The sequence below is a fragment of the Novosphingobium kaempferiae genome, from assembly GCF_021227995.1.
GTDB lineage: Bacteria > Pseudomonadota > Alphaproteobacteria > Sphingomonadales > Sphingomonadaceae > Novosphingobium > Novosphingobium kaempferiae.
Genome location: NZ_CP089301.1, coordinates 4,236,237 through 4,261,163 on the forward strand (window position 1 = coordinate 4,236,237; position 24,927 = coordinate 4,261,163).

Sequence of the window (24,927 nt, forward strand, 5' to 3'; positions counted from 1 at the left end):
GGTGTAAGGGCCCGAGAAATGAACGCCAATCCGGCCACGCCCCTGCTCGACACGGTTTCGACTCCCGACGACCTGCGCAAGCTCAAGCCTGCCCAGCTCCGCCAGCTTGCAGACGAACTGCGCGCCGAGATGATATCGGCGGTGGGCCAGACCGGCGGCCACCTCGGCTCCGGCCTCGGCGTGGTCGAACTGACCGTCGCCATTCACTACGTCTTCGACACCCCGGTGGACCGCCTGATCTGGGACGTCGGCCATCAGGCCTATCCGCACAAGATCCTGACCGGTCGCCGCGACCGCATCCGCACGCTGCGCCAGGGCGGCGGCCTGTCCGGCTTCACCAAGCGGACGGAGAGCGAGTACGATCCGTTCGGCACCGCGCATAGCTCCACCTCGATCTCGGCGGCGCTGGGCTTCGCCATCGGCAGCAAGATCAAGCAGGAGCCGGGCCGTGGCATCGCCGTGATCGGCGACGGCGCGATGAGCGCGGGCATGGCCTACGAGGCGATGAACAACGCGCGCGAGGCCGGGAACCGCCTCATCGTCATCCTCAACGACAACGACATGTCGATCGCGCCGCCGGTGGGTGGCCTGTCGGCCTATCTCGCCCGGTTGGTGTCCTCGGGCCAGTTCCTCGGCCTGCGCGAGCTGGCGCGCAAGTTCGCCCGCCGCCTGCCCCGCCCGCTCCACGTCGCCGCCAAGAAGACCGACGAGTTCGCGCGCGGCATGGCCATGGGCGGCACCCTGTTCGAGGAACTGGGCTTCTACTACGTCGGCCCGATCGACGGGCATGACCTCGACGCGCTGGTCCCGGTGCTGGAAAACGTGCGCGACGCGGGCGAAGGCCCGATCCTCGTCCATGTCGTGACGCAGAAGGGCAAGGGCTACGCCCCGGCCGAGAACGCGGCGGACAAGTACCACGGCGTCCAGAAGTTCGACGTCATCACCGGCGAACAAGCCAAGGCTCCCGCCGGTCCGCCCAGCTACACCGGCGTCTTCGCCAAGGCCCTCGTCGCCGAGGCGCAGGCGGACCCGACGATCTGCGCCATCACCGCCGCCATGCCCTCGGGCACCGGGCTCGACAAGTTCGCGCAGCTGTTCCCGGACCGCAGCTTCGACGTCGGCATCGCCGAACAGCACGCCGTCACCTTCGCGGCCGGTCTGGCAGCGCAGGGCATGCGCCCGTTCTGCGCGATCTATTCCACCTTCCTCCAGCGTGCGTTTGATCAAGTAGTCCACGACGTAGCGATCCAGAACCTCCCGGTACGCTTCGCAATAGACCGCGCGGGCCTGGTCGGCGCGGACGGCGCGACGCATGCCGGTTCGTTCGACGTGACCTATCTCGCTACCCTTCCAAACATGGTGGTCATGGCGGCAGCGGACGAGGCGGAACTGGTCCACATGGTCCACACCGCCGCGCTCTATGATGCGGGCCCGATCGCCTTCCGCTACCCGCGCGGCAACGGCGTGGGCGTGGAACTGCCCGCAGTCCCCGAGGCATTGGAGATCGGCAAGGGCCGTATCGTCCGCGAGGGTTCCAAGGTCGCACTGCTCTCGCTCGGCACCCGCCTCGGCGAAGCGCTCAAGGCGGCGGATCAGCTCGAAGCCAAGGGCCTGTCGACCACGGTCGCCGACCTGCGCTTCGCCAAGCCGCTCGACACCGACCTCATCCGCCGCCTGATGCTGAGCCACGAAGTCATCGTGACGGTGGAGGAAGGCTCGGTCGGCGGCCTCGGCGCGCATGTGCTGACGATGGCGAGCGACGAGGGCCTGACCGACGCGGGCCTCAAGATCCGCACCATGCGCCTGCCCGACGTGTTCCAGGACCACGACAAGCCCGATACGCAGTACGACGAGGCCGGTCTCAACGCCCCGCAGATCGTCGACACCGTGCTCAAGGCACTGCGCCACAACAGCGCGGGCGTGAACGAGGCGCGGGCTTAAGCGCGGCTTTGACAAGCGCGGCCTGAACGAAATGGCGATCAGCTTGAAAGCTTGGTCGCCTCTCCCTTCATCGTCATCCCCGCGCAGGCGGGAATGACGAACGCGGATCAAATCCGCCGGGCGATTGGGGCGGGCAGGAGCCGGTCGTCGCTGCCCGCCATTTCCACTACCAGTCGTAGGCCTTCGGCAGATAGGTCTCGTCGAGATCCTTGTACCGTGCGCGCAGGCGGCTCTGGTGGCTGTCGACGGACTGCTTCACGCCGTCGATCCACACATCCACCGGAGCGGAGGATACCTCCAGCGGATCGCCGTCCCACAGCACAACGTCGCCTACGGCACCGGGAGCCAGCACCCCGGCCTTGCCGCCGAAGCCGCTGATCTCCGCCGGGACGGAGGTGATCGCGGCCAGCGCCTCGCCCCAGGTCAGACCGGTTGCGCCCGGGATCTTGGTCAGCGCCACGAGGTTGCCTGCCTGTTGCGGCGCATTTCGGGGCTGGTTGCCGCCTTCGAACAGGCCGATGGCGACCTTGACACCCGCCTTCTTCAGGCGCCCGACGTTGGACATGGTGGCGGCCAGCGTCTCGAACGCGGCCGGAAGGTCACGCATCGGCATGGTCACGACCGGCACCTTGGCCGCCGCGATCTCCGAGGCGACGAGCCAGCCTTCCGTGGCGCCGACGAGCACGAGGTCGAGCTTGGGGAACTCGGGCTTGAGCGCCAGCACGTTGCGGATGTCCGCCGCGCGCTCCACGCCGACGTAAAGGGTCTGTGTCCCGTCCACGACCTTGGCAAGCGCCACCGCATCGGCGCGGGTGAGCAGGACATCGCCCTGTCGCTGCGCCCCGGCGGTCAGGGTCGCAACCTCGCGCGCCTCACGCAGCGCATTGCGCAACGCGGTGTGTGCGGCGACGCGGCTGCCGCCCGCCAGCTTCGCACCGGCCTCTCCGAGTTCGACGTACTGGAACGCCCGCGGCTTGACGACGATTGCGGCATCTTCGCCAAGATCGATCACCGCGCCCTGTCCCGCGAAGATCGAGCCGCCGTTGAACGGGGTCACGCTGGCGCGGGTGACGCCGCCCTCGCGGCTGACGGCGATGTGCTCGCTGGAGGGGTTGAGCGCAGGCACAACATCCAGCGCGGCGTTGAAGGGCGACTTGTCGGCGGAAGTGTCGTTGCTGTCGTCCACGCCTTCGACGTCCCAGAGGCCGAGGTCGGTGATCGCGGAGAACAGGCCGGGCGTCACCCACTTGCCGGTGCCGTCGACGGTCTGGATGCCGGCGGGCACGGCGACGCCTGCACCTGCGGCAACGATCTTGCCGGCGCGCACGACGACGGTGCCGTGCTCGATCGGCGCGCTGCCGTCACCCGTGGCGACGGTGGCATTGGTGATGGCGAAGTCCTGCGCGAGCGCGGACAGGGAGGCCGTCAGGGCTGGGGCCGCAAGCAGGGCGGCAAGGATCAGGCGGCGCTTCACTTCACGTCTCCTTCACCGGGCTGGCCGAGTTCGAAATCGCTGACCGGCTTTCGCTTCGGATCGTCGGCATCATAGAGTAGCGCACCGTCGGACCAGACCTTCTCGGGCCGCGAATAGATCGACAGCGGGTTGCCGTTCCACAGCACCACGTCGGCCATCTTGCCGGTTTCGAGGCTGCCGGTCTTCTCGCCGATGCCCATGGCCTTGGCGGCATTGTAGGTGAACCAGCCGACGACCTGCGCGTCCGGCACGTCCACGCCGATGCGGCGCCCTGCGGCCTGCGCGCGGGCGGCCGCCTGGTTGAGCCGCTGAATGCCGTTCTCATCATCGGAGTGGATCACCACGCAGGCGCCCTGCTTGGCGAGCAGCGCGGCGTTTTCAGGGATGCCGTCGTAGGCTTCCATCTTGAAGCCGTACCAGTCCGCCCAGATCGCAGCGCAGACATCGTTGGCCTTGAGGATGTCGCCGATCTTGTAGGCTTCGACGGCATGGTGGAAGGCCGTGACCTTGTAGCCCATCTCCTTCGCCATATCGAGAACCTGCGCCATCTCGTCCGCGCGGTAGCAGTGGTTCTGGACGAGGATCTCGCCCTTCAGCACGCCTTCCAGCGTATCCTTGCCGAGATCGCGCTCGGCATGGTCGCCGTCCATGTACTGCTTGGCGTCGATCCAAGCCTGGCGGTTGACCGAGAAGTTGCCCATGCGGGTCATCGGCTTCTGCCCCTTGCCGCCGTAGACCCGCTTGGGATTCTCACCGCAGGCCATCTTGAGCGAGTAGGGCGCGCCGGGATACTTCATGCCCTGCACCGTGCGGCTGGGCACGTTCTTGAGTGTCACCGCGCGCCCGCCCATGAGGTTGCCGGAGCCCGGCAGGATCTGCAGCGTGGTGACGCCGCCGTTGACGAGCGCGCGGCTGAAGCCGGGATCCTGCGGCCAGACAGAATGCTCGGCCCAGACGTCCGGCGTGGTGGGGGAGGTCATCTCGTTGCCGTCCGACAGCGCATCGACCGAAGGGCTGGGATAGACGCCGAGGTGCGAGTGGATATCGATCACCCCGGGGGTGACGAACTTGCCCTTGCCGTCCACACGATCATAGCCTGCGGGCACCGTCAGGTCCGCACCGCCCACGGCGACGACCTTGCCGTTCTCGAACAGCACCGTGCCGTTGTCGATCCGCCCGCCGCGACCGTCATAGACCGTCGCGCCGACCAGCGCCGTGGGGCGGCCGGGATAGGGCTTGTAGGTGGAGGCGTAAGGCGCTTCGCCCGCCTTCTCGTCCTTGCCCTTCTTCTTCGCGTCGGCCGCCTGCGTCGACAGCGCGACGCCGAGCGCCAGCGCACACGTCAGGCTGCGGGCCAGTCGCCGTTTCCAAGGCGATACCGTCATCAGCATATTCCCCTGTTGCAGATGGAAATCCGGCCCGGGGAGCGCCCGGGCCGGAGAGGTCTTCGTCAGTCTTTCTTCATGGCCGGGTGGAAGCCCGCTTCCTGCGCCTCCAGCCCGAACTCGGCGCTGCCGGCGAGGTCGGCGTCGCCCGCCCGATCACCCAGCGTGTCGAGGTGCATCCAGCGCCGCACAATGGGCGAGAGGAGCAGCACGACCACCGCGACGCCGATCGTGATCCAGCCGATCTTCGAGTAGATCGACAGGGTCAGCGCCTTGTCCATGGTGCCGCTTTCGCCGCCCGTCGCCTCGCCGATCTTGCCCGCGACGAAGTTGCCGACCGCGGTCATGTAGAACCACGCGCCCATGATGAAGCTGCCGAGGTGCAGCGGCGACAGGCGGGTCATGGCCGAAAGGCCGACCGGCGACAGGCACAGCTCGCCCGTGGTGTGCAGCATGTAGATGAGGAACACGAAGACGACCGAAGTCATCACCGCCGGATCGCCGGTGCCCGCGCCCCACACGAAGACGAGGAAGCCGAGGCCGACCTGCGCCAGCGCCAGCGCGAACTTGGCCGGTGCGGAAGGCTCCAGCCCCTTCTTGCCGAGATAGGCCCACAGGCCCGCAAAGATCGGGCCGAACAGCACGATGTAGATCGGGTTGATCGACTGGAAGAGGCTCGTCGGCACGCCGCCGCGATCCACGAACTTGTCGGTGTAGAGGCTGAGCGATCCGCCCGCCTGCTCGAACAGGCCCCAGAAGATCGGATTGAGCGCGATCAGGAACAGGATCGCGAAGATGCGCTCACGCGCTTCCTTGGGCAGCTTGAATGCCTCGTAGAGCGTATAGAGCAGCATCGCGATGCCCGAGACCACCAGCAGCGACTGGATGACGCTGACGTACTGGATCAGGAACCAGATCACCGCGACCGACGCCGCACCGATGCCGTAGAGCATCAGTTCGTTGTTCTTCGCCAGCGGCTTGGGCGGCTCACCCCGGCCCTTGAGCGCGGGCCTGCCGACCACGAAGATGATAAGGCCCAGCACCATGCCGATGCCCGCGAGGCCGAAGCCGTAGGACCAGCCGATCGTCTCGCCCAGATAGCCGACGAGGATCGTGCCGAGCGCCGCGCCGGTGTTCACGCCCATGTAGAAGATCGTGTAGGCCGCGTCGCGCCGGGTGTCGGTCATCTTGTAGAGCTGGCCGACGATCACCGAAATGTTGGCCTTCAGGAAGCCCGAGCCGACGATGATGAGCGCCAGCGCCAGCCAGAACACGTTGATGGCGGGGTCAGCCTGCTTGACCGCCGGATCGGTGACGCCCTGCAGGCCCTCGTAGGCCATGAACAGGTGGCCGAGGGCGAGGACGATGCCGCCGAACAGCACGGCCTTGCGCTGCCCCAGCCAGCGGTCGGCCAGATAGCCGCCCAGCACCGGGGTGATGTAGACGAGGCTGGTATAGGCCCCGTAGATCAGGTTCGACGGGCCGTCCGAGAACAGCCAGAACTTGGTGAGGTAGAGGATCAGCAGCGCGCGCATGCCGTAGTAGGAGAAACGCTCCCACATCTCGGCATAGAAAAGCACGAAGAGGCCGCGCGGATGGCCGACGAATTCCTCGCTCTTGCGCGTGGCGATGATGCCGCCCACGGCGAGCACGGCGAAGAGGAATACGGCGCCGATCGCGGCGATCCAGTCCCCTTCGTTCCAAAGTGCGATGTCTTTCATGATGCTCGTGCCTTCGCGCCCTGTCGTCTCATGTTTCTTGTCTTGCGGCCGCAGAGGGGCCGCGCGTGAAGGAACGGGAGGTTAGCGGGCAATTTGCCGCTGTAAATGGCCGCACCCCGGTGGATCACCACGTCGGACCCGCCTTCATCCCGACTTTCCCCCATCTTTAGCGAGCCCATTGCGCGAAGCGGGCACCGGTGGCATTTTCACGACAGGCCACGGGGAGGCCGGACGTAATTTTGTGTTTCGTCACGCGGTTGAAGAAATTTTCTGCCGCGTTTTCCGGGCACGCTTTTTTTTGCGGGGATAGTCGCGATGATAAGGTCCGAACTGCTGCAGGTTCTCGGCAAGGACAATCCGGAACTGCGCGCCGAGGACGTCGAGCGCGCGGTGGATACCTTCTTCGAGGAGATCAGCCAGCGCCTTGCCGACGGCGGCCGCGTGGAACTGCGCGGCTTCGGCGCGTTCTCGACCCGCCACCGCGATGGCCGCAAGGGCCGCAACCCGCGCACCGGCGAAAGCGTGGAAGTGCCCGAGAAGCGCGTTCCCTACTTCAAGCCGGGCAAGGAAATGCGCGCCCGCCTCAACGTGGCGGACTGACGCTCGCTCCGAGATTGCACCGAAGGTCGCGCGCCGCTAGATGACGGCGCGCCGATCTGCGTGTTCGCGGGCGTGGCGGAATGGTAGACGCTGCGGACTTAAAATCCGCTTGGGTATCCAGTGCGGGTTCGAGTCCCGCCGCCCGCACCAGATCTTGAGCCTGAACATCTACTTGGGCGAATATTTGCAGTTTCTTCGCAAAGAAGATTCTATTCAAACGATTGCGTTTACAAATACGTAACTTGCGAAAGAGTATCAAATACTAGGTACTCCCCCATCGCACACCGTTCGGGCGTCGGGGTGCGCGTACCGAGGGGTATCGTTGGCATGACCTTTCAGGAAAGCCTGTCGACCAGCCGGGCGTTGACGCACGAGGAGCAGCGGGCAAGCCCGCGCTTCGCGTTGCTCTTGCGCGCCGCAAAGCTGATCGGCCGTGAGGGTGAGTACCTGTGCATCGTCCGCGACGTCTCCGAAACCGGCGTGAAGCTGCGCCTTTTCCATCCGCTGGCAACCGAACGGCGGCTTGCGCTGGAAAGCGCGGCGGGCGACCGGCTGGGCGTGGAGAAAGTCTGGGAACAGGGTGGCGAGGCGGGCTTCCGCTTCGACCTGCCGATCGACGTCCAGCGTTTCATCGCCGAGGCCGGACCTTACCCCAAGCGCCCGATCCGCATCGGGGTCGAACAGGTGGCCCGCGTCACGATCATGGGCGAAACCAGCGTCGTGCGCCTGCGCGACCTCTCGCGCCAGGGCGCCGGGATCGAGACCGACCGCCACCTCGCCATCGGCCAGTACCTGCGCATCGAGGCGGAGGACATGCCCGAATTTGAAGCGACGGTATGCTGGCGCAAGCACCCGGCCTACGGCCTCGTCTTCCGCCAGCTCATGAGCCTTGAGGAACTGGCGGTCCGAGCCTTTCACATGCAGCCCGGACGCCTTCGCTGAGCGGGTCTCGCTGAACGGTTTAGCACTCATTCCTGCGAAGGCGGGAACCTATCTCCTGACATTGCCTGTTGCACGGGATGACGACGAAAGTGGGACGCAGCCTAGCTGGCTGCGCGCCTCCACCAGCGACGCCCCGTCCCCTGCGGGCCGGACTTCATCGCCTTCTTGCGGAACAGCATCGATCCGCCCCGGACCAGGAGCAGCAGCCACAGCGCCTGCCATGCCAGCGCCGCTAGGTGCGGCAGCAGGGCGGGATCCTGCGCCGCGCGCGCCAGCATCGCGAAGGGTGAACTGAAGGGCAGCAGCATCGCCAGAAGCTCGATCCGGCTGCCCGGCTGCGTCATCGCGAAGGTGGCGAAGAAGAACAGCATGAGCTGCATCATCGTCACCGGCATCGAGAGCGTCTGCACCTCGCGCACGGTGTTCGCCAGCGACCCGATCGACAGGAACACCGACCCGAGCAGCAGGTAGGCCATGGCGAAGTAGATGACGCCGAGCGCCATGAGCAGCGGCCAGCCGACTGCGGGATCGGGCAGCACCGGAAACGCTGAACCCGCGACGATGTAGAGCACACCGCCGACGCCGCCCCATACGGCGATGCCCACGAGCGAGACGCCGAGCATTGCGAAGAGCTTGCCGAAGAATACCGACTCCATCGGTATCGCGGCAGCGAGCACCTCGATGATCTTGTTGCCCTTCTCCTCGACGAGGTTCGACAGGACCATGCCCGCCAGCATCATGGTAAGCAGGAACAGCAGGGTCTGCGCCGCCTGTGCAGTCCTGAGACGGCTGCGGCGGTCAGCCGAAGCATGGTGCGTCGCCGAGGCTTCAAGGCGCACGCGCGGCCACGCATGGAGCGAATCGCTGCGGGCCTGCGCTGCGATCATCTCGACGTCGCCGCGCCATGCCTCGATCTGCGCGGCCTGGCCGCCGAGCACGGGGGCGGCAGGCGTACCGGTCAGCAAGGCGGCGGCATCACCGCGATCCTCGGCGCTCTTCACGATGCGCAGTTCCGGCAGGCCCTGCCCCAGCCGACCGGCAAGGGCATTGCGCGCGGCGACCATCGCCTTTGCATCGGCCTCCTGCATGGCGACGGCGATGGCGGGCGCATCACCGCTCTGGTCGACCTGCTGGCCCACGCTGCCCGCCAGAATGCCCACGATCACCGGGAACAGCGGGCCGAGCAGGAAGAAGAAGAACGTCCGCGAGAACAGGATCGCGGTGAAATCGCGCCGCGCCACCACCCACGCGGCGGCGAGCATCGAGAGCCTGCCGCGATGGGCGACGCCTTGCGAATCGGCGATCATCGGCGCGGCTCCTCGGGCTTTTCCTCGTCGAGTGCGCGGGCGGCGGCGGCGCCGGCGATGGAGACGAAAGCATCGTGCAGTCCCGCCCGCTCGATGGAAAGCGACAGGATGCCCGCCTCGCCCGCGATCAGCGCGCGCAGCAGGGGTTCGATCCCGGAATCGGGCAGCGCGAAGCGCCAGAAGCGACCTTCCCGTCTGGCATCCGGCGGCATCGCGGTGCGCCAGAGGCCGGTCTCGGCCTGCGTTTCGAGGCGGACCTGCGCAGGGATGCGATCCCGCGCCACGTCCACCGGCCCGGCGAAGGGCACCCGGCCTCCCGCGATGATCGCGACCTCGTCGCACAGGCGCTCGGCATGGGCGATGACGTGCGTGGAAAAGATGACGGTTGTGCCGTCCTCCGCCAGCCCGCGCATCATCGCCTCCAGCTTGCCCTGGTTGAGCGCGTCGAGGCCGGAGAACGGCTCGTCGAAGATGACGAGGCGGGGGCGGTGGACCAGCGTGCCGAGGATCTGCACCTGCTGCGCCATGCCCTTGGAAAGCTGCCGGATCTGCCGGTCCGCCGCATAGCCGAGGCCGTGCCGTTCGAGCAGTTCGTGCGCGCGCTTGCGGCCCTCCTTCAGCGGCAGCCCGCGCAGCGCGCCAAGGAAGGCGATGGCCTCGGTCGCCTTCATCGCCGGGTAGAGCCCGCGTTCTTCCGGCAGATAGCCGATGGCGTGGGCGACGTCGTGCGGCCGCTCCGCGCCGAGGATGCGGCGATAGCCCGAATCAGGCTCGATGATGCCCAGCAGCATGCGCAGCGTCGTCGTCTTGCCCGCACCGTTGGGGCCGAGGATGCCGTAGACGGAGCCTTGCGGTACGCTGAGGTCCACGCCGTCGACCGCGGTGGTCCCGTCGAAACGCTTCACCAGCCCCCGCGCCTCGATCGCCAGCGGCAGATCGAAGCTTCGCTCATTGCCGGTCAACCGAGGATCTCCTACTTGCGCATCCATGAAGCCCCCAGGGTCCAGCACTTGCGACGATCATACCGCAGTCCCGGTTAAGAGCGCACTAAGCGTTTTTGCCGAGGCTGTGGAGGCGGAGGCGCGCGCGCTGGGATTCTGCGCCTTCGGCATCGCCTCGGCTGCGCCTGATGGGCCCCGCGCGGCGCGGCTCGATGCCTGGCTTGCGGCGGGCATGCACGGCACGATGGGCTGGATGGAGGAGCGCGCGCACCATCGGCGCAGCCCGCAGGGGCTGTGGCCCGAGGCGCGCAGCGTCATCGCGCTCGGCATGAGCTACGCCCCGGCCGCCGATCCGCTGCGGCTGGCGGACGAGGGCGGCATCGGTCGGATTTCGACGTATGCGCAGGGCGCCGACTATCACGACACGGTGAAGAAGGCGCTCAAGAACCTCGCCCGCTGGATGGTGGGCGAAGGGGCGAAGCGCGGGCTGGGAGAAGTCGGCGTGAAGGTCTTCACCGACACCGCGCCGGTCATGGAAAAGCCGCTCGCCGCCGCAGCCGGGCTCGGCTGGCAGGGCAAGCACACCAATGTCGTCAGCCGCGAGCATGGTTCGTGGCTGTTCCTCGGCGAGATCTACACGACGCTGGACCTGCCGCTGTCGGCTCCGGCGCGGGATCGCTGCGGGTCGTGCAGCGCCTGCCAGGACGCGTGCCCGACCGATGCCTTCCCCGCGCCCTACCGCCTCGATGCGCGGCGCTGCGTCAGCTACCTGACGATCGAGCACAAGGGGCCGGTGCCAGAGGACATGCGTGAGGGCCTCGGCAACCGCATCTACGGCTGCGACGACTGCCTTGCGGTATGCCCGTGGAACAAGTTCGCGGCGACGGCGCACACGATGAAGACCTTCCTGCCCCGCGCGGAACTGACCGCGCCTGAACTGGCGGACCTGCTGACGTTGGACGATGCGGGGTTCCGCAGGCTGTTCTCGGGCAGTCCGATCAAGCGGATCGGGCGGGACCGGTTCGTGCGCAACTGCCTCTACGCGGCGGGGAACAGCGGGATTGCGGCGCTGCTGGCGCAGGTCGAGCCGTTGCTGGCGGATGGAGATGAGGGCGTGGCGGATGCCGCGCGGTGGGCGAGGGATAGGCTCACGTCGTCCCGGACCTGATCCGGGACGACGCCATCTTCACACCATTTCCTTGAGCGGCGTCCCCGCATCGGCGAGCCGCTCTACATCCGGCATCGCGCCGGCTTCGACCAGCTTGCGGCCCTGCACGTAGTCCTTGACCATGTTGACGCAGTCCAGCGCCACCACGCGCCCGTCCTTGAGGTACACCACCGAGAACGAACGCCCCTCGACATCGCCGCGCACCACGGTCCGATCGAAGCCCATGTTGATCCCCGCCGTCTGCAGCTTGAGATCGTACTGGTTCGACCAGAACCACGGGAACGCCTTGTAGGGCTTCTCGTCGCCGCAGATCGCCCTGGCCACGCAGGTCGCCATGTCGTTGGCGTTCTGCACCGATTCCACCCGCATCACCGTGCCGCCCGCATAGTCGCAGGCGAAGGCCGCGCAGTCGCCGATCGCATAGACGTCCGGCAGCGAGGTGCGGCAGTATTCGTCCACGTCCACGCCATTGGCGCCCGAGGCGCCCGCCACGATCAGCGGGCCGACCGCCGGCACGATGCCGATGCCGACGATCACCGCTTCGGCGGGCACGATCTCGCCATCCGCCAGCTTCACGCCCGTCACGCGATGCCCGTCGCCCTCCAGACACTCCACCGCCACGCCCGTGCGCAGGTCGACGCCATGCGCGCGATGTTCGTTCTGGTAGAACGCGGACAGTTCCTCGCCCGCTACGCGCGCCAGCACGCGCGGCAGCGCTTCGAGCAGCGTCACGTTGAGCCCCATCTTCGAGAGCACCGCCGCCGCTTCCAGCCCGATGTAGCCGCCGCCGATGACGACGATGTTCTTCGTCCCCGCGTCGACCTCGGCCATCAGCGTGTCGCAGTCCTCGCGCGTGCGCACCGCGTGGACGCCCGCCAGATCCGCGCCCGAGCACGACAGCCGCCGCGGATCGCCGCCGGTCGCCCAGACCAGCCTGCCGTAGCCGAACGTGCTGCCGTCCGAGAGCGTCAGTTCCTTCGCCGAGGCGTCCACCTTCGTCACCTCGGTGCCGAGCCGGAACGCCACGTCCTTCTCCGCCCAGAACGTCGGCGGGCGGATGTAGAGCCGGTCGAAGGTCTTCTCCCGCGCGAAGTATTCCTTCGAGAGCGGCGGCCGCTCATACGGATACTCCGGCTCGCGGCCGATGACGGTGATGGTCCCCTCGAACCCGTTCTGGCGCAGGGCAAGCGCACACTGCGCTCCACCATGTCCCGCTCCCACGATGACGACGTCTGATTTGCTCATGGCGCTTGGGTTCCGCAATTTAAGCGCGCGGTCAATGCCTCAGGCGAAATCTAGTTACCTTGATAGGTAGGCATCGTAGTGCCGGAAGGAGTCGTCCCGATCACTCACCCCCTTCGTCATTGCGAGCGCAGCGAAGCAATCCAGCGTCGCCACCCAGCATAGGGGGCGGACATGGATTGCTTCGCTACGCTCGCAATGACGATTCATGGGTGTGTCATCAGGCAGGCTGCTTAAGCACGTCCATTGTCAGTTCCAGCGAGCGGATCTGCGCTTCGGGGTCGTAAGTCGCGATGCTGACCATCAGTTCGTCGGCCTGCGTGCGCGCCACGAAGTCCTCAAGACCCTGCCGCACGGTCTGCGGGCTGCCGACGGCGCTGACCGAGCGGACCTGCTCCAGCATCGCCTTCGCCGCACCCGGCAAGCCCGCACGGTAGTCGCGCACAGGGGGCTGGAGGCGGCCGGGATTGCCGGTGCGCAGGGCCACGAAGCTCTGGTCGGTGGAGGAGGAAAGATAGACCGCCTCCTCGTCCGTATCGGCGGCGACGACGTTGATCGCGGCCATGAAGTGCGGCTTGTCGAGCGATTCGGACGGCTGGAACCGCTCGCGATAGACGTGCGCGGCCTCGTCCAGCGCGGCGGGGGCGAAGTGCGAGGCGAAGGCGTAGGGCAGGCCCAGCATGGCGGCGAGTTGCGCTCCGAACAGGCTGGAGCCGAGGATCCACATCTCCACGTCCGCATCGACCGCCTGCGGAGACGGCACGCCGCCTGCCGCCTGCCCGGCGAATCGCGCGCGCAGTTCCACCACGTCGTTGGGGAAGCGCTCGGACGCCGCATGGATGTCCTTGCGCAACGCGTGGGCGAGCCGCCCGTCCGCACCCGGCGCGCGTCCGAGGCCGAGGTCGACACGGCCGGGGAACATCGCGGCCAGCGTGCCGAACTGCTCGGAGATCACGTAAGGCGTGTGGTTGGGCAGCATGATCCCGCCCGCGCCGATGCGGATGGTGGACGTATGGTTGCCGAGATGGGCGAGCACCACCGAAGTCGCGCCGCCCGCGATGCCGTCCATCCCGTGATGCTCGGCCACCCAGTACCGCTTGTAGCCCGCCCGTTCCGCCGCCTGCGCGGTGCGGACCGAGATATCGAGGGCCTGGGCAACGGTGCCGCCTTCGCGGACGGTGACGAGATCGAGGACGGAAAGCGGAACCATGGGGGAAGCCTTATTTTGCCGGAGCCGGGTCTGGAGCCCCGAGCTGGGAGAGGTATTGTTTCGCGGTCACCGCTGCGTCGCTGGAAGGGGCGGTCTTGACCACCGAATCCCAGCTGCGCCGCGCGGCGGCCTCGTTGTCGGACAGCATCGCGATCACGCCCGCCTCAAGCCCGATCTCGGGATCCTGCGGGGCGAGGCTGGCGGCCTTCTCGATCTGGGTCTGCGCCACGGCGAGCTTGTCCTGACGACGCGAGAGCGTGGCGGACAGCAGCCAGGCCTGCGCATTGTCGGGCTGCGCGGCGCGGGCTTCGGCAAGGGCGTTGGCGGCCTCTTCCGGCTGCTTCACCGCGACGAGCGCGCGGGCGCGGTCGAGCGCGATCGTCGCGGTAAGCTCGGCATCGCCGACGATCTTGGCATCCGTCGCGGCAGGCGCCAGCAGCGAGAGCGCCTGCCCCGGCTGGCCGGCTGCCAGCGCGGCATTGCCCGCCATCGCGCCGAGCCGGGCGCGGCTGGCGTGGTCCTCGCTCTCCGCCGTGTCGCGGGCGTCGGAGAAGGCGGCGCGCGCCTCGTCCCAGCGGTTGAGGTCGCTCAGCGCGACGCCGAGGCAGAGCCCAGCGCGCACCCGCTCACGCCCCACCGCATCGGCGAGCGCGCTGCGGATGACTTCGACCGACTTTTCCGGGTTGGCCTCGACCGCGCTCATGCAGCCCGCGCCGCTGCCGCTGCCACCGCCGATCGAGGGCATCGCCACGTTCTGCGCCTCGCGGGCGCGGCGGTCGCGGTCCTGCTTGTCCTTCTTCTCGATGATTTCGAGCGGAAGCTCGGAGGCATAGGGCCGCTGGGCGCTCGGCAGGGTCGAGGCGGGGCCGACCTGGGCCAGCAGCGGAAGCAGGAGAAGCAGCGAGGACATGGGGATCAGGACTCCGGGCCATCCTCCACGCGCGGCAACACAAGCTCGGCGACGGTGCGCAGCAGCAGGCGGATGTCGGATTCGCGCGAGAGGCGATGATCGCCGTCCTTGATGAGCGTGACCTGCACGTCGGCTGAACGCAGTCGTTCGGCGAGGCGCATGGAGATTTCCCAGGGCACGTCGGGGTCGCGCTGGCCGTGGAGCAGGCGCACCGGCACGTCGATGGCGATCTCGCCCTCCAGCATCAGACTGGCCTGACCGTCGGCCCAGAAGCCGGGGTGCGTCGGGGTCGGTTCGGGGCCGTAGGGATTGTCTTCGAAGAGGATCTCGCCATCGGCCAGCAGTGCCTTGTCCATCTGGGGGATGCCCCAGTCGGTGAAGTCCGGCGCGGCGGCGATGCCGACGAGACCCGCCAGCCGCTCGCCCAGCGCGAGGCCCGCCTTGAGCATCAGCCAGCCGCCCATCGACGAGCCGACGAGCACGATTTTCGCGTCCGTCTCCAGCGCGGCGACGAGGGCGAGCACTTCCTGCGTCCAGCGCGACAGGGTGCCGTCGGCGAAGTCGCCCGGGCTCTCGCCGCAGCCGGAATAGTCGAACAGCAGGCAGGGGATGCCGCTGGCGTGCGCCATCTCGAACAGGGCGGCGGCCTTGGAGCCTGCCATGTCGGACATGTAGCCGGGCAGGAAGACGATCACCGGGCCGGCATAGGACGCTCCGCCGGGCGTGAAGCGGTAGGCGATGGAGCGCCCGTCGGACAATTCGAGATAGCTGGTCGAGGTCATGCTGCCCTTAGTGGGAACCCGAGGGATGAACGGCAAGCCAAAGACTTGCTTGCAGGGGCGTAATGCGATCTTAAGTCCCCGTCCCTAAACGATCGGGCCGACATGAGCGCCAAGGTCATCCACTTCCCCACCCGCCCCTCCCGGCTCGCGCTGCGGCTCGAATGGTTCGCCACCGATCGCTCGGTGCTGCTCGGCATCTGGGCGCTGTACTTCGCCCTGCGCGCGGCGGTGCTGATGATCGATGTGGCGCCCACTTCGGACGCGGAATGGTACTACACCCGCGCGGTCAGCCTGGCGGCGGGGCAGGGGTATCTCGACAACCATGGTGCGCCGACTGCGTTCTGGCCTGCGGGCTGGCCGATCGCCCTTGGGCTCGTCTTCGGGCGCTTCAGTGCATCCTTGGTGTCGCTTGGTATCTTCAATCTGGTCAGTTCGCTGCTGATCGGAGCCCTGACGCTGGCCCTCGGACGCCGCCTGTTCGGCTCGGAAGGCGCGGCGCGGGCGGGATTGCTGCTGCTCGCGGTGTACCCCAACGCCATCGGCTACGTGCCCCTCGCGCTGACCGAAGTGTTCTATACGGCGCTGCTGATGGCGGGATGCTGGGCGGTCGTAACCCGCTCGAATCGTTGGCAATTGGTCAGCGCTGGACTACTGTTCGGCATCGCCACAATGGTGAAGGCGCAGACCCTCGTGGTCGTGCCCCTGCTCTTCGCGATCGAGTGGCTGCGCATGGGCCAGGTGTGGAAGCGCATGCCCGGCCTCGTCGTCGAAGGCATGATCGTGCTGGCCCTCGCCGGACTGACCGTGCTGCCCTGGACCGTGCGGAATCAAGCGCAACTGGGCCACTGGGTCGCCGTCTCGACCAATGGCGGCTACACGCTCCTGACCGGCAATCACGACACCGCGACCGGCGACTACACGCCCGATGCGCCGGTGGTGAAGGAACTCATGGCCCGCCCCGGCCTCGACGAAGTGACCCGCGATGCCGAGGCGCGGAGGCTCGGCATGGAGTGGATCGCCGCGCACCCGGACCGCTTCGCGAAGCTGCTCCCGAAGAAGTTCCTGCGCCTCTGGCTGCCGGATGGCGAGGCGGAATGGGCCTATCAGGGCGGCGCGCCCGGCTACGAGCGGTTCGAACTGGCCTATCGCGCGGTGCGCGTGCTCAATCAGGGGTACTACGTCCTGCTGATGGCAGGGTTCGCCGTCGCCTTCTTCGTCATGATCGCAAGGCGCCGTCGCGACGGGCAGCGATGGATCGGCTGGTGGCTGCTGCCTTACGGGATCGCGCTCTATCCGACGCTGATCTGCCTCGTTTTTTCAGGGCAATCGCGGTTCCACTATCCGGTGATGCCATGGGTATGCATGACGGTGGGATGGCTGGCGATGACCACGCTAGGCCGACTGGGCGAGCGCGGCACAACCGCACACACCCTGCACTGAAGTTCAGTAGAGGTGCGGAGAGAAGACCTTCAGCACCAGCTTCCCATCGGCACGGATCGCGCCGAGAGTGCTCTCTTCCCGAGGGGCATCACGGTCTCCCGAAGTCCTGAACAGACCGAGCGACACGGCCATGGCGACCGCGATGGCCACGGCGGCGCCCAGCCATGCTCCCCTTCTGCGCCGCTGCGGGCCGGTAGCCATCACTCACCCCTCTGGAAGATATCCTCGATCGCCATACCAAAGACATCGGCGATGCGGAAGGCCAGCGGCAAAGAGGGATCGTAACGCCCCGTCTCGATCGCATTGACGCTCTGGCGGGAGACTTCCAGCCTTTCGGCAAGTTCCTGCTGGCTCCAGCCACGTTCGGCGCGGAGCACCTTGAGGCGGTTCTTCAACGCTCCCTCCAGCGGACAAAGGCGCTGCCGAGCCCGAGCCCGATGGCCCAGACGGGAATCGCGGCCCATCCTGCGACATGCGGGACGAGGCGGAAGGTCTCCAGAAAGCCCCAGAGCGTGGCCAGGCCCAGCAGCAGGCCCGTCGCCCAGAGCGCCGCGGTGACGACGCGCATGCGGAGGTATTCGTCGGTTTCCTCCACCAGATAGCGCGCCATCGCCCAGAGCAGGTAGAGGATCGGCAGCGCCGGCAGGACCGCCAGCAGCCACAACAGTGCCCCATTAGCACCCGCCTTGGCCCCGGCTATCGCGACGAAGAGCAGCACCATGTACGCGAACGACCAGGCCATCGCCCGCCGGTTGTAGCGGCGGGTTGCCGGAGACAGCGATCCGCATGCCCCCTGCGCCCGCTCGGTCGCGCGGCGGAAGGGTATCAGCAGCAGCATCGGCGGCACCATGACCGCCATCGACGCCACGGTGCCGAATTGCAGCGCCCGCGCCATCAGCCCGGCGCCGAACATCCCGACGAAGAAGGCCGCACCCCACAGCCACACGGGTCGACGATCGACTGCTTCACGTTCCATGACAAGTTCCCTTGCTTAGATGTAAAGTTTATTTGTCATTGTTGTGCATCGAAGTCAAGCTTCATTGACATTATGAAAATGATGCTTGTCTCACGAAACGCCCGCAGCCGCGAACCTTGGCTTTCCTCCGCCGAATCGCTACATGCACCGACGATGACGCACGCGCGCACCACGACTACCCGCACTACCCGGCTCGTCCGGGCACGGTCGGTCGCGGGCTGAGTTCGCGTCGCCGCCGTCGCCCGGATTTCGGGCGAGGCCGGCGTCTCTCTCCCGAAACAGAGCCAATTTAGCCGACGCCGCACCTTCACCCGGAGGCGCGCCTGTGCCATGGCGCGCCCAAGGATTTTCCGCCCACATGCTCTGGTATGGCATGGGGCAAACGAGAGATGAGTTCGTCCATGTCCGAGATGTTCAAGATCAGCCTGCCCGACGGTTCGGTCCGCGAGATGCCCGAGGGCTCGACCCCGGCCGACGTCGCCGCCGCCATCGGCCCCGGCCTCGCCAAGGCGGCCCTCGCCGCAAAGATCGACGGTGAGCTGGTCGACCTCAGCCGTCCCTTCACCGGCGACGCCAGCCTTGCGCTCGTGACCAGCCGCGACGAGGCAGAGGCGCTGGACCTTGCCCGGCATGACTACGCGCACGTCCTCGCCGAAGCGGTGCAGGCGCTGTTCCCCGGAACGCAGATCACCTTCGGCCCTTCGACGGACGATGGCTTCTACTACGATTTCGCACCCAAGGATCGCCCGTTCACGGACGAGGATCTGCCCGCGATCGAGGCGGAGATGCGCAGGATCATCGCCGCCAACAAGCCGCTGCGCCGCGAGGTGTGGGACCGCGAACAGCTCATCAGCCGCTGGAAGCAGCAGGGTGAGAGCTTCAAGGCGGAATGGGCCGCCGAACTCCCCGGCGACGAGCCGCTGACGGTCTACTGGTCGGGCGACGACTGGCTCGACATGTGCCGCGGTCCGCACCTGCCCTCGACCGGCAAGCTGGACCCCGCCGCCTTCAAGCTGACGCGCGTTTCGGGCGCCTACTGGCGCGGCGACCAGAACAACGCGATGCTTTCGCGCATCTACGGCACCGGCTGGCTGAACAAGAAGCAGCTTGCCGAGCACCTGATGCGCCTTGAGGAAGCCGCCAAGCGCGACCACCGCAAGCTCGGCAACGAGATGGACCTGTTCCACCTCCAGCACGAAGCGCACGGTTCGGTGTTCTGGCACCCCAAGGGCTACGTGATCTACCGCGCGCTTGAGGACTACATGCGCCGCGCCATCAGCAAGGCCGACTGCAAGGAGGTCAAGACCCCGCAGGTCATGGACGCGCGCCAGTGGGAGCAGTCCGGCCACTGGGGCAAGTACCGCGAGAACATGTTCGTCATCCCCGACGAAGTGCCCAACACCGAGGACGACGGCCCGATCATCTCGGACGATGCCGAGTGGATGGCGCTCAAGCCGATGAACTGCCCGGCGCACGTCCTGATCTTCAAGCAGGGCATCAAGTCCTACCGCGACCTGCCGCTGCGCATCGTCGAGAACGGCTGCTGCCATCGCAACGAACCGCACGGCGCGCTGCATGGCCTGATGCGCGTGCGCCAGTTCACGCAGGACGACGGCCACATCTTCTGCCGCGAAGATCAGATCGTCGGCGAAGTGCAGGCCTTCTGCGAGATGGCGGACAAGGTCTACCGGGACTTCGGCTTCACCTACGCGATCAAGCTGGCGCTGCGCCCGGACAACCGCATCGGCACCGACGAGCAGTGGGACAAGGCCGAAGCCGAACTGCGTGATGCCGTGGTTCGTGCGGGCCTCGCCACGCCGGAATACGGCTGGGAGGAACTGCCGGGCGAAGGCGCGTTCTATGCGCCCAAGCTCGAATGGCACCTCACCGATGCGATCGGCCGCACCTGGCAGGTCGGCACGATCCAGTCGGACCGCATGCTGCCCGAGCGCCTCGACGCGCATTACATCGGCGAGGACGGTGAGAAGCACCGCCCGGTCATGCTGCACCGCGCCATCTTCGGCTCCTACGAGCGCTTCATCGGCATCCTGATCGAGCACTTCGCGGGCAGGCTGCCCGTGTGGCTCGCCCCGGTGCAGGCCGTGGTCGCGACGATCGTGTCGGACGCCGACGGCTATGCGCAGGACGTGGCGCAGAAGCTCAGGGCGGCGGGCGTGCGCGTCGAAACCGACCTGCGCAACGAGAAGATCAACTACAAGGTGCGCGAACACTCGCTCAAGAAGGTTCCCCACCTCCTCGTCGTCGGCAAGCGCGAGGCGGAGGAGGGCACCGTCGCCCTGCGCACGCTGGGCGCCGAGCACCAGAAGGTCATGACCCTCGACGAAGCCATAGCGCTCCTGAAGGACGAGGCGACCGCCCCGGACCTCAAGTGATCCGTCCGGGTGGCCCCACCGACGCCCCGCGCGCCTTCGCCATCTGGCGCGCGGCGGTGGACGCCACCCACGGCTTCCTCTCGACCGGGGACAGGGCCGGGATCGCCGGCGACGTGGAAACGATGCTGCCGCAGGCGCCGCTCTGGATCGCCGAGGATGCCGCCGGAGAGCCCCAAGCCTTCATGATCTTCATGGACGGCGTGATCGAGGCCCTGTTCGTCGATCCGGCGGTCCACGGCAGCGGCTTCGGCTCCGCACTCGTCCGTCATGCACTGACCCTCGATCCGGCCCCTCGCGTCGATGCCAACGAGCAGGCCGACAACGCCCTGCCCTTCTACGAGGCGCGCGGCTTCGTGCGCACCGGACGTTCCGAACGCGACAGCGCGGGGCGCCCCTATCCCATCATCCATCTGCAATACGGACGACCGTCATGATCCAGCGCGAACTCATAGACACCGCTTGGGTGCCCGGCGGCGAAAAGCTTGAGCTTTTCAGGCACGACAAGGACTTCATGATCGTGCTCGGCCACAACGAGTTGATGAGCACGCGCAAGTGGGGCTCCGAGGAAGCGCTGGCGACGATGTCCTACGATCGCATCAAGGGATCGCGCCGCCCGCACATGCTGATCGGCGGCTACGGCATGGGCTTCACCCTGCGCGCGGCGCTGAAGGTGCTGCCGGACAACGCGCAGGCGACCGTCGTCGAACTCATGCCCGAGATCATCGAATGGGCGCGCGGGCCAATGGCGCATCTCGAACAGGGCTGCCTCGACGATCCGCGCGTCACGCTGCTGATGGGCGACGTCTCGACCGTGATCGGCGCGGGCATGGGCGACTATGACGCGATCCTGCTCGACGTCGACAACGGGCCGGATGGGCTGGTGCGCGAGGATAACAACGTCCTCTACTCGCTGGCCGGCCTGCGCGCCGCCAAGCGCGCGCTCACCCCTGACGGCGTGCTGGCGATCTGGTCGGCAGGCCCGGACCCGGCGTTCACGCGTCGGCTGGAGAAGGCCGGGTTCTTCGTCAACGAAGTGAAGGTCTCGTCGCGCAGCAACGGCAAGGGGCCGAAGCACGTGATCTGGTTCGCCTCGAAGAAGGAGTAAGGAGGCCTCCTCCTACATCATTCGCGGATCGACGACCGTGCGCACAGGTGTGCCCGGTCCGGACAGGTTGGCGATGGCCGCAGCCACGCCGCCCAGCCCGATCCGGCCGCCGAGCCATGGCGTCACGTCGATCCGGCCATCGGCGATTCTGCGCAGGGCAAGCTCCATGTCCTGCGGCTCCTCGCCGCCCGCGAACTGGATGTTGAGGCGCTTGTTCTGCGCGGCGAAGACGTAGAGCGGCTCCGGCTCCATGCAGTAGCCGCCCATGACGAGGCGCCCGTCGAACGGCATGCTCTCGATGATCCGCTGTAGCATCCCCGGCACGCCGACGTTCTCGTAGACCAGATTGACGCGCCGCCCCCCGAGATCGGGGAGCGGCCCATAGGGATCGGTCTCGCGCGGATCGACGGCGATATGCGCGCCCATCTTCAAGGCCAGCTCCCGCCGGTCGGCATGGAAGTCAGCCGCGACGATCGGTGCGATCCCGGCGAGCGCCAGCCCCGCAATCACGCCAAGACCGATGGCCCCGCAGCCGAGCACCAGCGCCACGTCGTCCTTGCCCGGCCGCCCGCGCCTTGCGTGTTCGAGGCCGACCGCCAGCGGCTCGATCATCGCCGCGTGGTCGTCGGGTAGGCCCTCGGGCACTTCGATCAGGAAATCCTCATCGAGCAGCATCAGTTCGCCGCAGCCGCCGGGGCAGGCATGGCTGAAACCGACGACGGCATGCGCGCCGCCCTGTCGCATGATCGGCACCGACGTCACCCGCCGCCCCGGCGCGACCGGACGGCGGCTGCCACTGCCATAGTCGATGACCTCTCCCACGAACTCATGCCCCGGCACGAAGGCCCGCGCATAGTCGAGCGCCGCGTAAGGCCCTCCCATCCGGCGCGAGAGGTCGATGACGTGCTGCCCGCCGGTCAGGAAATGCGCGTCCGACGCGCAGAGACCGCAGGAATGCGTGCGGACCAGCGCCTGCCCCTTCCCCGGCTCTGGATCGGGCAGCTCGCGGACATGGATCGCCCCGTTCTCGACGCAGGCCGCCTTCATGCCGCAATCGCCTCGCGCAGCGCAGGCATCGTCTGCTCCAGCAGCCTGAGGCTCTTCCAGCCCTCCTCGGGCGAAAGGCCGCCCAACAGGGGCTGGAACCCGATGTTGCCGCCCTCGCGCCCGGCCACGGCGTCCAGCAGCATCTGCGGCGTCCATGCTGCGAACATGCCTGCATGGCGCAGGACGGCAGGGTCGGTAAGGCCCTTGAACGGGGAATTGGAACCGTCGCCCTCCGCCTCGGCCCACTTGGCATATTCGGTGATGACGTGGACGGCATGGGGGGCGATGGCCTCCCAGCCCTGGTCCGGGTCTTCGCACAAGTGGATCGCCAGCGGCATGCCGGGGCGCGGGCGGAAAGACGTGCGCGGACGATGGCCGAGCCGCTCGCACTCGGACAGGTAGATGTCGACGAGTTCGCCCTTCATCGGCCCGAAGCCGACCCCGAACCTCGCCGCCCGCTTCGCCGATGCCGGAACCCCGCCGCCGACGAGCACGATGTCCTCAGGCTCCTGCACCGGCAGCGGGCGCACGAAAATCGGCCGACCATCCGCCTCGAACCGCTCCCCCTTGAGGGCGCGCAGGATGATCTCCAGCCCCTCGTCCATCAGCCGGGCGCGGTCCTTCAGCGACTTGCGGAACATCGCGAATTCGTAAGGCACATAGCCCGCGCCGAAAATCACGTTGAGGCGGCCGTCCGACATGTTGTCGACCACCGCGATCTGCTCGGCCAGCTCCAGCGGATCGTGCAGCGGCAGGATCACCGCGCCGAGGACGAAGCGGATGCGCTGCGTCACCGCCGCCATGCCGCCCGCCAGCGCGAAGGGCTGCGGAAGGTAGCCGTCGTCCGAACCGTGATGTTGCATGAGGCCGATCTGGTCCGCGCCGATCCGGTCGACGAAAGCCGCCATCTCGATCGCCGCGCGGTAGAGCCGGGGCGTCGGCGTCGCCCAGTCAGGCGAGCGCATGTCGAACGAGACGGAGATCTTGAAGTCCTTCATCGTGCGCCTCCCAATGCGGCATAGGATGGGTCATCGCGGTCGCGCCGGGCCCAGTCGTGGCGCTTCATCGGCGTGACTTCGCGGATGGAATCGTAGTCGGTCACGGTGTCGCGGCGCTCGATCCGCCACACGCCGTCGCGACGGGACCAGCGGTCGCAGTAGCGCGACCAGACCTCCATGTGCATGACCTTGCCCTCGCGCTCCATGCGCAGGGTGGCGGTGACGTAAGCCTCGCTGCCCGCGCGGTCGCCGTCGACGTCGATGAGGATGTTCGAGATCTGGTGCGAGTGGGCGGCAAGCTGCCCGTGCGCCGCGCAGATCCAGTCGATCGCGGCATGCCCGCTACCCTGAAATCCGGACGGCCCGTAATCGACGGTGGCATCGGTATGGAACACCGAATGGCCGAGCGGCGCGTCGAGCCGGTCGACGCTGCGGCAATAGCGATACAACTGTTCGGTGATGGCGAACTTGGCTTCAAGGTCGGTCATCACATCAGGCCTTCGCGTAGGCGGCGGAAATCGCCGCGATCCGGCGGATGCGCTCGCGGCGGTCGGCGGCGGACGAAGCCGACATCTTCGCCTCGTCATCCGCCTCGCCCCAGTTGCAGACCGGGCCGAAGGGCAGGCGTTCGAGGCCGAGGCGCGCCACCTCGTCCGGGTCGGCGAGACCGTCGGGAATGGCGATGCCGCGCGCTTCCATCAGTTCGCGGTGCGCGGGGGTGTCGGTGCGGCCCAGCACGAAGCTGAGGACGTCGACACCGTGCGGCTCCAGTTCGGCCCACAGCGCCTCGCTCAGCACGAGGTCGAACGCTTTGGTCGCGGCATAGACGTTGATGCCGGGCAGCCCGCCGTAGCAAGCGCCTGAGCCCACGACCATGAGCCCGCCCCGCCCCCGCTCACGCATCGGCTCAGCAAATGCGTGCAGCGCCCGCGTCACCGTAAGCACGTTGCGCATGATGAGCGCGTCCCAGTTCGCCACTTCGGTATCAAGGAACAGCGAGCCATTGGTATCCGCCCCGGCGTTGAGGATCAGCAACCCGACTTCGCGCCCATCAGCGGCGGCGAGCAGTTGCTGGGTCGCCTCCTCAACCGACAGATCGATCGAGGCGGTCACGCATTCGATCCCGTGCGCGGCGCGCAGTTCCTGCGCCAGCCCGTCGAGCGGCCCCTCGCGCCGGGCGACGAGAATGAGGTTCAGGCCCTTCTCCGCAAGCTGGCGCGCGAACGAAGCGCCCGTTCCTTCCGACGCCCCGGCGATCAGGGCCCACGGGCCGTAGCGCGCGGCGAACTCCTGCTGTTCCATGGCTTTGCTCTCCCAAGGTCCGGGCCGATTACCGCTGGCCTCC

At 67.5% G+C, this 24,927-nt stretch carries 24 protein-coding genes and 1 tRNA gene; 9 read left to right on the top strand and 16 right to left on the bottom strand.

Annotation, left to right across the window (positions count from 1 at the left end; translation table 11 throughout):
* Window positions 1–18 precede the first annotated feature (18 nt).
* Window positions 19–1,941, top strand: a complete 1,923-nt coding sequence (gene dxs / locus LO787_RS19280) for a 1-deoxy-D-xylulose-5-phosphate synthase (RefSeq protein ID WP_232492601.1) — start codon at window positions 19–21, stop codon at window positions 1,939–1,941.
* A gap of 166 nt (window positions 1,942–2,107) precedes the next feature.
* On the opposite strand, the gene LO787_RS19285 is transcribed toward dxs, so the two are convergent.
* The 3 genes from LO787_RS19285 to LO787_RS19295 all read right to left on the bottom strand — a co-directional run bounded on the left by LO787_RS19285 (window position 2,108) and on the right by LO787_RS19295 (window position 6,521).
* Window positions 2,108–3,415: an amidohydrolase family protein gene (locus LO787_RS19285; RefSeq protein WP_232492602.1), complete on the bottom strand. Its 1,308-nt coding sequence runs from the start codon at window positions 3,413–3,415 to the stop codon at window positions 2,108–2,110.
* Window positions 3,412–4,800, bottom strand: coding sequence for an amidohydrolase (locus tag LO787_RS19290; RefSeq protein WP_232492603.1), 1,389 nt, complete (start codon window positions 4,798–4,800; stop codon window positions 3,412–3,414). Before LO787_RS19290 ends, LO787_RS19285 begins: the two co-directional genes overlap by 4 nt.
* Before the next feature lie 65 nt (window positions 4,801–4,865).
* Window positions 4,866–6,521, bottom strand: coding sequence for a peptide MFS transporter (locus LO787_RS19295; protein ID WP_232492604.1), 1,656 nt, complete (start codon window positions 6,519–6,521; stop codon window positions 4,866–4,868).
* 315 nt (window positions 6,522–6,836) lie between these two features.
* Here LO787_RS19295 and LO787_RS19300 point away from each other — a divergent pair, with 315 nt between their 5' ends.
* The 3 genes from LO787_RS19300 (at window position 6,837) to LO787_RS19310 (ending at window position 8,063) form a co-directional block, all read left to right on the top strand.
* Window positions 6,837–7,121 (top strand): integration host factor subunit beta, encoded by a 285-nt coding sequence (locus LO787_RS19300; RefSeq protein ID WP_232492605.1) that lies wholly within the window; start codon window positions 6,837–6,839, stop codon window positions 7,119–7,121.
* 66 nt (window positions 7,122–7,187) lie between these two features.
* A tRNA-Leu gene (locus LO787_RS19305) sits at window positions 7,188–7,271 on the top strand.
* Between the two features lie 177 nt (window positions 7,272–7,448).
* Window positions 7,449–8,063, top strand: coding sequence for a PilZ domain-containing protein (locus LO787_RS19310; protein ID WP_232492606.1), 615 nt, complete (start codon window positions 7,449–7,451; stop codon window positions 8,061–8,063).
* A gap of 101 nt (window positions 8,064–8,164) precedes the next feature.
* On the opposite strand, the gene LO787_RS19315 is transcribed toward LO787_RS19310, so the two are convergent.
* The gene (locus LO787_RS19315; protein ID WP_232492607.1) at window positions 8,165–9,370 is read right to left on the bottom strand and encodes an ABC transporter permease; all 1,206 of its coding nucleotides are present in this window, start codon (window positions 9,368–9,370) and stop codon (window positions 8,165–8,167) included.
* Window positions 9,367–10,359, bottom strand: coding sequence for an ABC transporter ATP-binding protein (locus LO787_RS19320; RefSeq protein WP_232492608.1), 993 nt, complete (start codon window positions 10,357–10,359; stop codon window positions 9,367–9,369). The genes LO787_RS19315 and LO787_RS19320 overlap by 4 nt, the downstream gene beginning before the upstream one ends.
* Here LO787_RS19320 and queG point away from each other — a divergent pair.
* On the top strand, window positions 10,358–11,479 hold the full coding sequence (gene queG / locus LO787_RS19325; RefSeq protein WP_232492609.1) for a tRNA epoxyqueuosine(34) reductase QueG: 1,122 nt from the start codon (window positions 10,358–10,360) through the stop codon (window positions 11,477–11,479). The two genes, LO787_RS19320 and queG, sit on opposite strands and share 2 nt — an antisense overlap.
* Window positions 11,480–11,497: 18 nt before the next feature.
* Here the strand turns inward: queG and LO787_RS19330 are convergent, their stop codons facing one another.
* The 4 genes from LO787_RS19330 to LO787_RS19345 all read right to left on the bottom strand — a co-directional run bounded on the left by LO787_RS19330 (window position 11,498) and on the right by LO787_RS19345 (window position 15,623).
* Window positions 11,498–12,724 carry an NAD(P)/FAD-dependent oxidoreductase gene (locus LO787_RS19330; protein WP_232492610.1) on the bottom strand — a complete coding sequence of 409 codons (1,227 nt, stop codon included), beginning with the start codon at window positions 12,722–12,724 and terminating at the stop codon, window positions 11,498–11,500.
* Between the two features lie 217 nt (window positions 12,725–12,941).
* Complete coding sequence (locus tag LO787_RS19335) at window positions 12,942–13,931, bottom strand: LLM class flavin-dependent oxidoreductase (RefSeq protein WP_232492611.1); 990 nt, start codon at window positions 13,929–13,931, stop codon at window positions 12,942–12,944.
* 10 nt (window positions 13,932–13,941) lie between these two features.
* The gene (locus tag LO787_RS19340) at window positions 13,942–14,841 is read right to left on the bottom strand and encodes a tetratricopeptide repeat protein (RefSeq protein WP_232492612.1); all 900 of its coding nucleotides are present in this window, start codon (window positions 14,839–14,841) and stop codon (window positions 13,942–13,944) included.
* Between the two features lie 5 nt (window positions 14,842–14,846).
* The gene (locus LO787_RS19345) at window positions 14,847–15,623 is read right to left on the bottom strand and encodes an alpha/beta hydrolase (protein ID WP_232492613.1); all 777 of its coding nucleotides are present in this window, start codon (window positions 15,621–15,623) and stop codon (window positions 14,847–14,849) included.
* Between the two features lie 102 nt (window positions 15,624–15,725).
* Between LO787_RS19345 and LO787_RS19350 the strand changes: the two genes are divergently transcribed.
* The gene (locus tag LO787_RS19350) at window positions 15,726–17,063 is read left to right on the top strand and encodes a glycosyltransferase family 39 protein (RefSeq protein WP_232492614.1); all 1,338 of its coding nucleotides are present in this window, start codon (window positions 15,726–15,728) and stop codon (window positions 17,061–17,063) included.
* A 3-nt stretch (window positions 17,064–17,066) separates the two neighbouring features.
* Here LO787_RS19350 and LO787_RS19355 read toward each other — a convergent pair whose 3' ends face one another.
* From LO787_RS19355 to LO787_RS19365, 3 genes are read right to left on the bottom strand one after another with little or no spacing between them, the layout of a single operon-like run.
* Window positions 17,067–17,264, bottom strand: coding sequence for a hypothetical protein (locus tag LO787_RS19355; RefSeq protein WP_232492615.1), 198 nt, complete (start codon window positions 17,262–17,264; stop codon window positions 17,067–17,069).
* Entirely contained in the window at window positions 17,264–17,458 is a 195-nt protein-coding gene (locus tag LO787_RS19360; RefSeq protein ID WP_232492616.1) for a helix-turn-helix transcriptional regulator, read from the bottom strand. The genes LO787_RS19355 and LO787_RS19360 overlap by 1 nt, the downstream gene beginning before the upstream one ends.
* Window positions 17,455–18,039, bottom strand: a complete 585-nt coding sequence (locus LO787_RS19365; RefSeq protein WP_232492617.1) for a hypothetical protein — start codon at window positions 18,037–18,039, stop codon at window positions 17,455–17,457. Before LO787_RS19365 ends, LO787_RS19360 begins: the two co-directional genes overlap by 4 nt.
* Before the next feature lie 401 nt (window positions 18,040–18,440).
* Between LO787_RS19365 and thrS the strand changes: the two genes are divergently transcribed.
* The 3 genes from thrS to LO787_RS19380 are packed head-to-tail and all read left to right on the top strand — an operon-like array spanning window position 18,441 to window position 21,537.
* The gene (gene thrS, locus LO787_RS19370; protein ID WP_232492618.1) at window positions 18,441–20,432 is read left to right on the top strand and encodes a threonine--tRNA ligase; all 1,992 of its coding nucleotides are present in this window, start codon (window positions 18,441–18,443) and stop codon (window positions 20,430–20,432) included.
* Complete coding sequence (locus tag LO787_RS19375; protein ID WP_232492619.1) at window positions 20,429–20,866, top strand: acetyltransferase; 438 nt, start codon at window positions 20,429–20,431, stop codon at window positions 20,864–20,866. Before thrS ends, LO787_RS19375 begins: the two co-directional genes overlap by 4 nt.
* Entirely contained in the window at window positions 20,863–21,537 is a 675-nt protein-coding gene (locus LO787_RS19380; RefSeq protein WP_232492620.1) for a spermidine synthase, read from the top strand. The genes LO787_RS19375 and LO787_RS19380 overlap by 4 nt, the downstream gene beginning before the upstream one ends.
* 12 nt (window positions 21,538–21,549) lie before the next feature.
* On the opposite strand, the gene LO787_RS19385 is transcribed toward LO787_RS19380, so the two are convergent.
* From LO787_RS19385 to LO787_RS19400, 4 genes are read right to left on the bottom strand one after another with little or no spacing between them, the layout of a single operon-like run.
* Window positions 21,550–22,584, bottom strand: coding sequence for a zinc-binding dehydrogenase (locus LO787_RS19385; protein WP_232492621.1), 1,035 nt, complete (start codon window positions 22,582–22,584; stop codon window positions 21,550–21,552).
* A complete protein-coding gene (locus LO787_RS19390; protein ID WP_232492622.1) occupies window positions 22,581–23,582 on the bottom strand; it encodes an LLM class flavin-dependent oxidoreductase in 1,002 nt (333 codons plus the stop codon). Before LO787_RS19390 ends, LO787_RS19385 begins: the two co-directional genes overlap by 4 nt.
* Window positions 23,579–24,070 carry a nuclear transport factor 2 family protein gene (locus tag LO787_RS19395; RefSeq protein WP_232492623.1) on the bottom strand — a complete coding sequence of 164 codons (492 nt, stop codon included), beginning with the start codon at window positions 24,068–24,070 and terminating at the stop codon, window positions 23,579–23,581. The genes LO787_RS19390 and LO787_RS19395 overlap by 4 nt, the downstream gene beginning before the upstream one ends.
* A 4-nt stretch (window positions 24,071–24,074) precedes the next feature.
* The gene (locus LO787_RS19400; protein ID WP_232492624.1) at window positions 24,075–24,884 is read right to left on the bottom strand and encodes an SDR family NAD(P)-dependent oxidoreductase; all 810 of its coding nucleotides are present in this window, start codon (window positions 24,882–24,884) and stop codon (window positions 24,075–24,077) included.
* Window positions 24,885–24,927: the final 43 nt, after the last annotated feature.

Coding starts and splice junctions, on each gene's coding strand:
- dxs (WP_232492601.1), top strand. CDS start 19: ATGAACGCCAATCCGGCCACGCCCCTGCTCGACACGGTTTCGACTCCC.
- LO787_RS19290 (WP_232492603.1), bottom strand. CDS start 4,800: ATGACGGTATCGCCTTGGAAACGGCGACTGGCCCGCAGCCTGACGTGT.
- LO787_RS19295 (WP_232492604.1), bottom strand. CDS start 6,521: ATGAAAGACATCGCACTTTGGAACGAAGGGGACTGGATCGCCGCGATC.
- LO787_RS19300 (WP_232492605.1), top strand. CDS start 6,837: ATGATAAGGTCCGAACTGCTGCAGGTTCTCGGCAAGGACAATCCGGAA.
- LO787_RS19310 (WP_232492606.1), top strand. CDS start 7,449: ATGACCTTTCAGGAAAGCCTGTCGACCAGCCGGGCGTTGACGCACGAG.
- LO787_RS19315 (WP_232492607.1), bottom strand. CDS start 9,370: ATGATCGCCGATTCGCAAGGCGTCGCCCATCGCGGCAGGCTCTCGATG.
- queG (WP_232492609.1), top strand. CDS start 10,358: ATGAAGCCCCCAGGGTCCAGCACTTGCGACGATCATACCGCAGTCCCG.
- LO787_RS19320 (WP_232492608.1), bottom strand. CDS start 10,359: ATGGATGCGCAAGTAGGAGATCCTCGGTTGACCGGCAATGAGCGAAGC.
- LO787_RS19330 (WP_232492610.1), bottom strand. CDS start 12,724: ATGAGCAAATCAGACGTCGTCATCGTGGGAGCGGGACATGGTGGAGCG.
- LO787_RS19335 (WP_232492611.1), bottom strand. CDS start 13,931: ATGGTTCCGCTTTCCGTCCTCGATCTCGTCACCGTCCGCGAAGGCGGC.
- LO787_RS19340 (WP_232492612.1), bottom strand. CDS start 14,841: ATGTCCTCGCTGCTTCTCCTGCTTCCGCTGCTGGCCCAGGTCGGCCCC.
- LO787_RS19345 (WP_232492613.1), bottom strand. CDS start 15,623: ATGACCTCGACCAGCTATCTCGAATTGTCCGACGGGCGCTCCATCGCC.
- LO787_RS19350 (WP_232492614.1), top strand. CDS start 15,726: ATGAGCGCCAAGGTCATCCACTTCCCCACCCGCCCCTCCCGGCTCGCG.
- LO787_RS19355 (WP_232492615.1), bottom strand. CDS start 17,264: ATGGCTACCGGCCCGCAGCGGCGCAGAAGGGGAGCATGGCTGGGCGCC.
- LO787_RS19365 (WP_232492617.1), bottom strand. CDS start 18,039: ATGGAACGTGAAGCAGTCGATCGTCGACCCGTGTGGCTGTGGGGTGCG.
- thrS (WP_232492618.1), top strand. CDS start 18,441: ATGTCCGAGATGTTCAAGATCAGCCTGCCCGACGGTTCGGTCCGCGAG.
- LO787_RS19380 (WP_232492620.1), top strand. CDS start 20,863: ATGATCCAGCGCGAACTCATAGACACCGCTTGGGTGCCCGGCGGCGAA.
- LO787_RS19385 (WP_232492621.1), bottom strand. CDS start 22,584: ATGAAGGCGGCCTGCGTCGAGAACGGGGCGATCCATGTCCGCGAGCTG.
- LO787_RS19390 (WP_232492622.1), bottom strand. CDS start 23,582: ATGAAGGACTTCAAGATCTCCGTCTCGTTCGACATGCGCTCGCCTGAC.
- LO787_RS19395 (WP_232492623.1), bottom strand. CDS start 24,070: ATGACCGACCTTGAAGCCAAGTTCGCCATCACCGAACAGTTGTATCGC.
- LO787_RS19400 (WP_232492624.1), bottom strand. CDS start 24,884: ATGGAACAGCAGGAGTTCGCCGCGCGCTACGGCCCGTGGGCCCTGATC.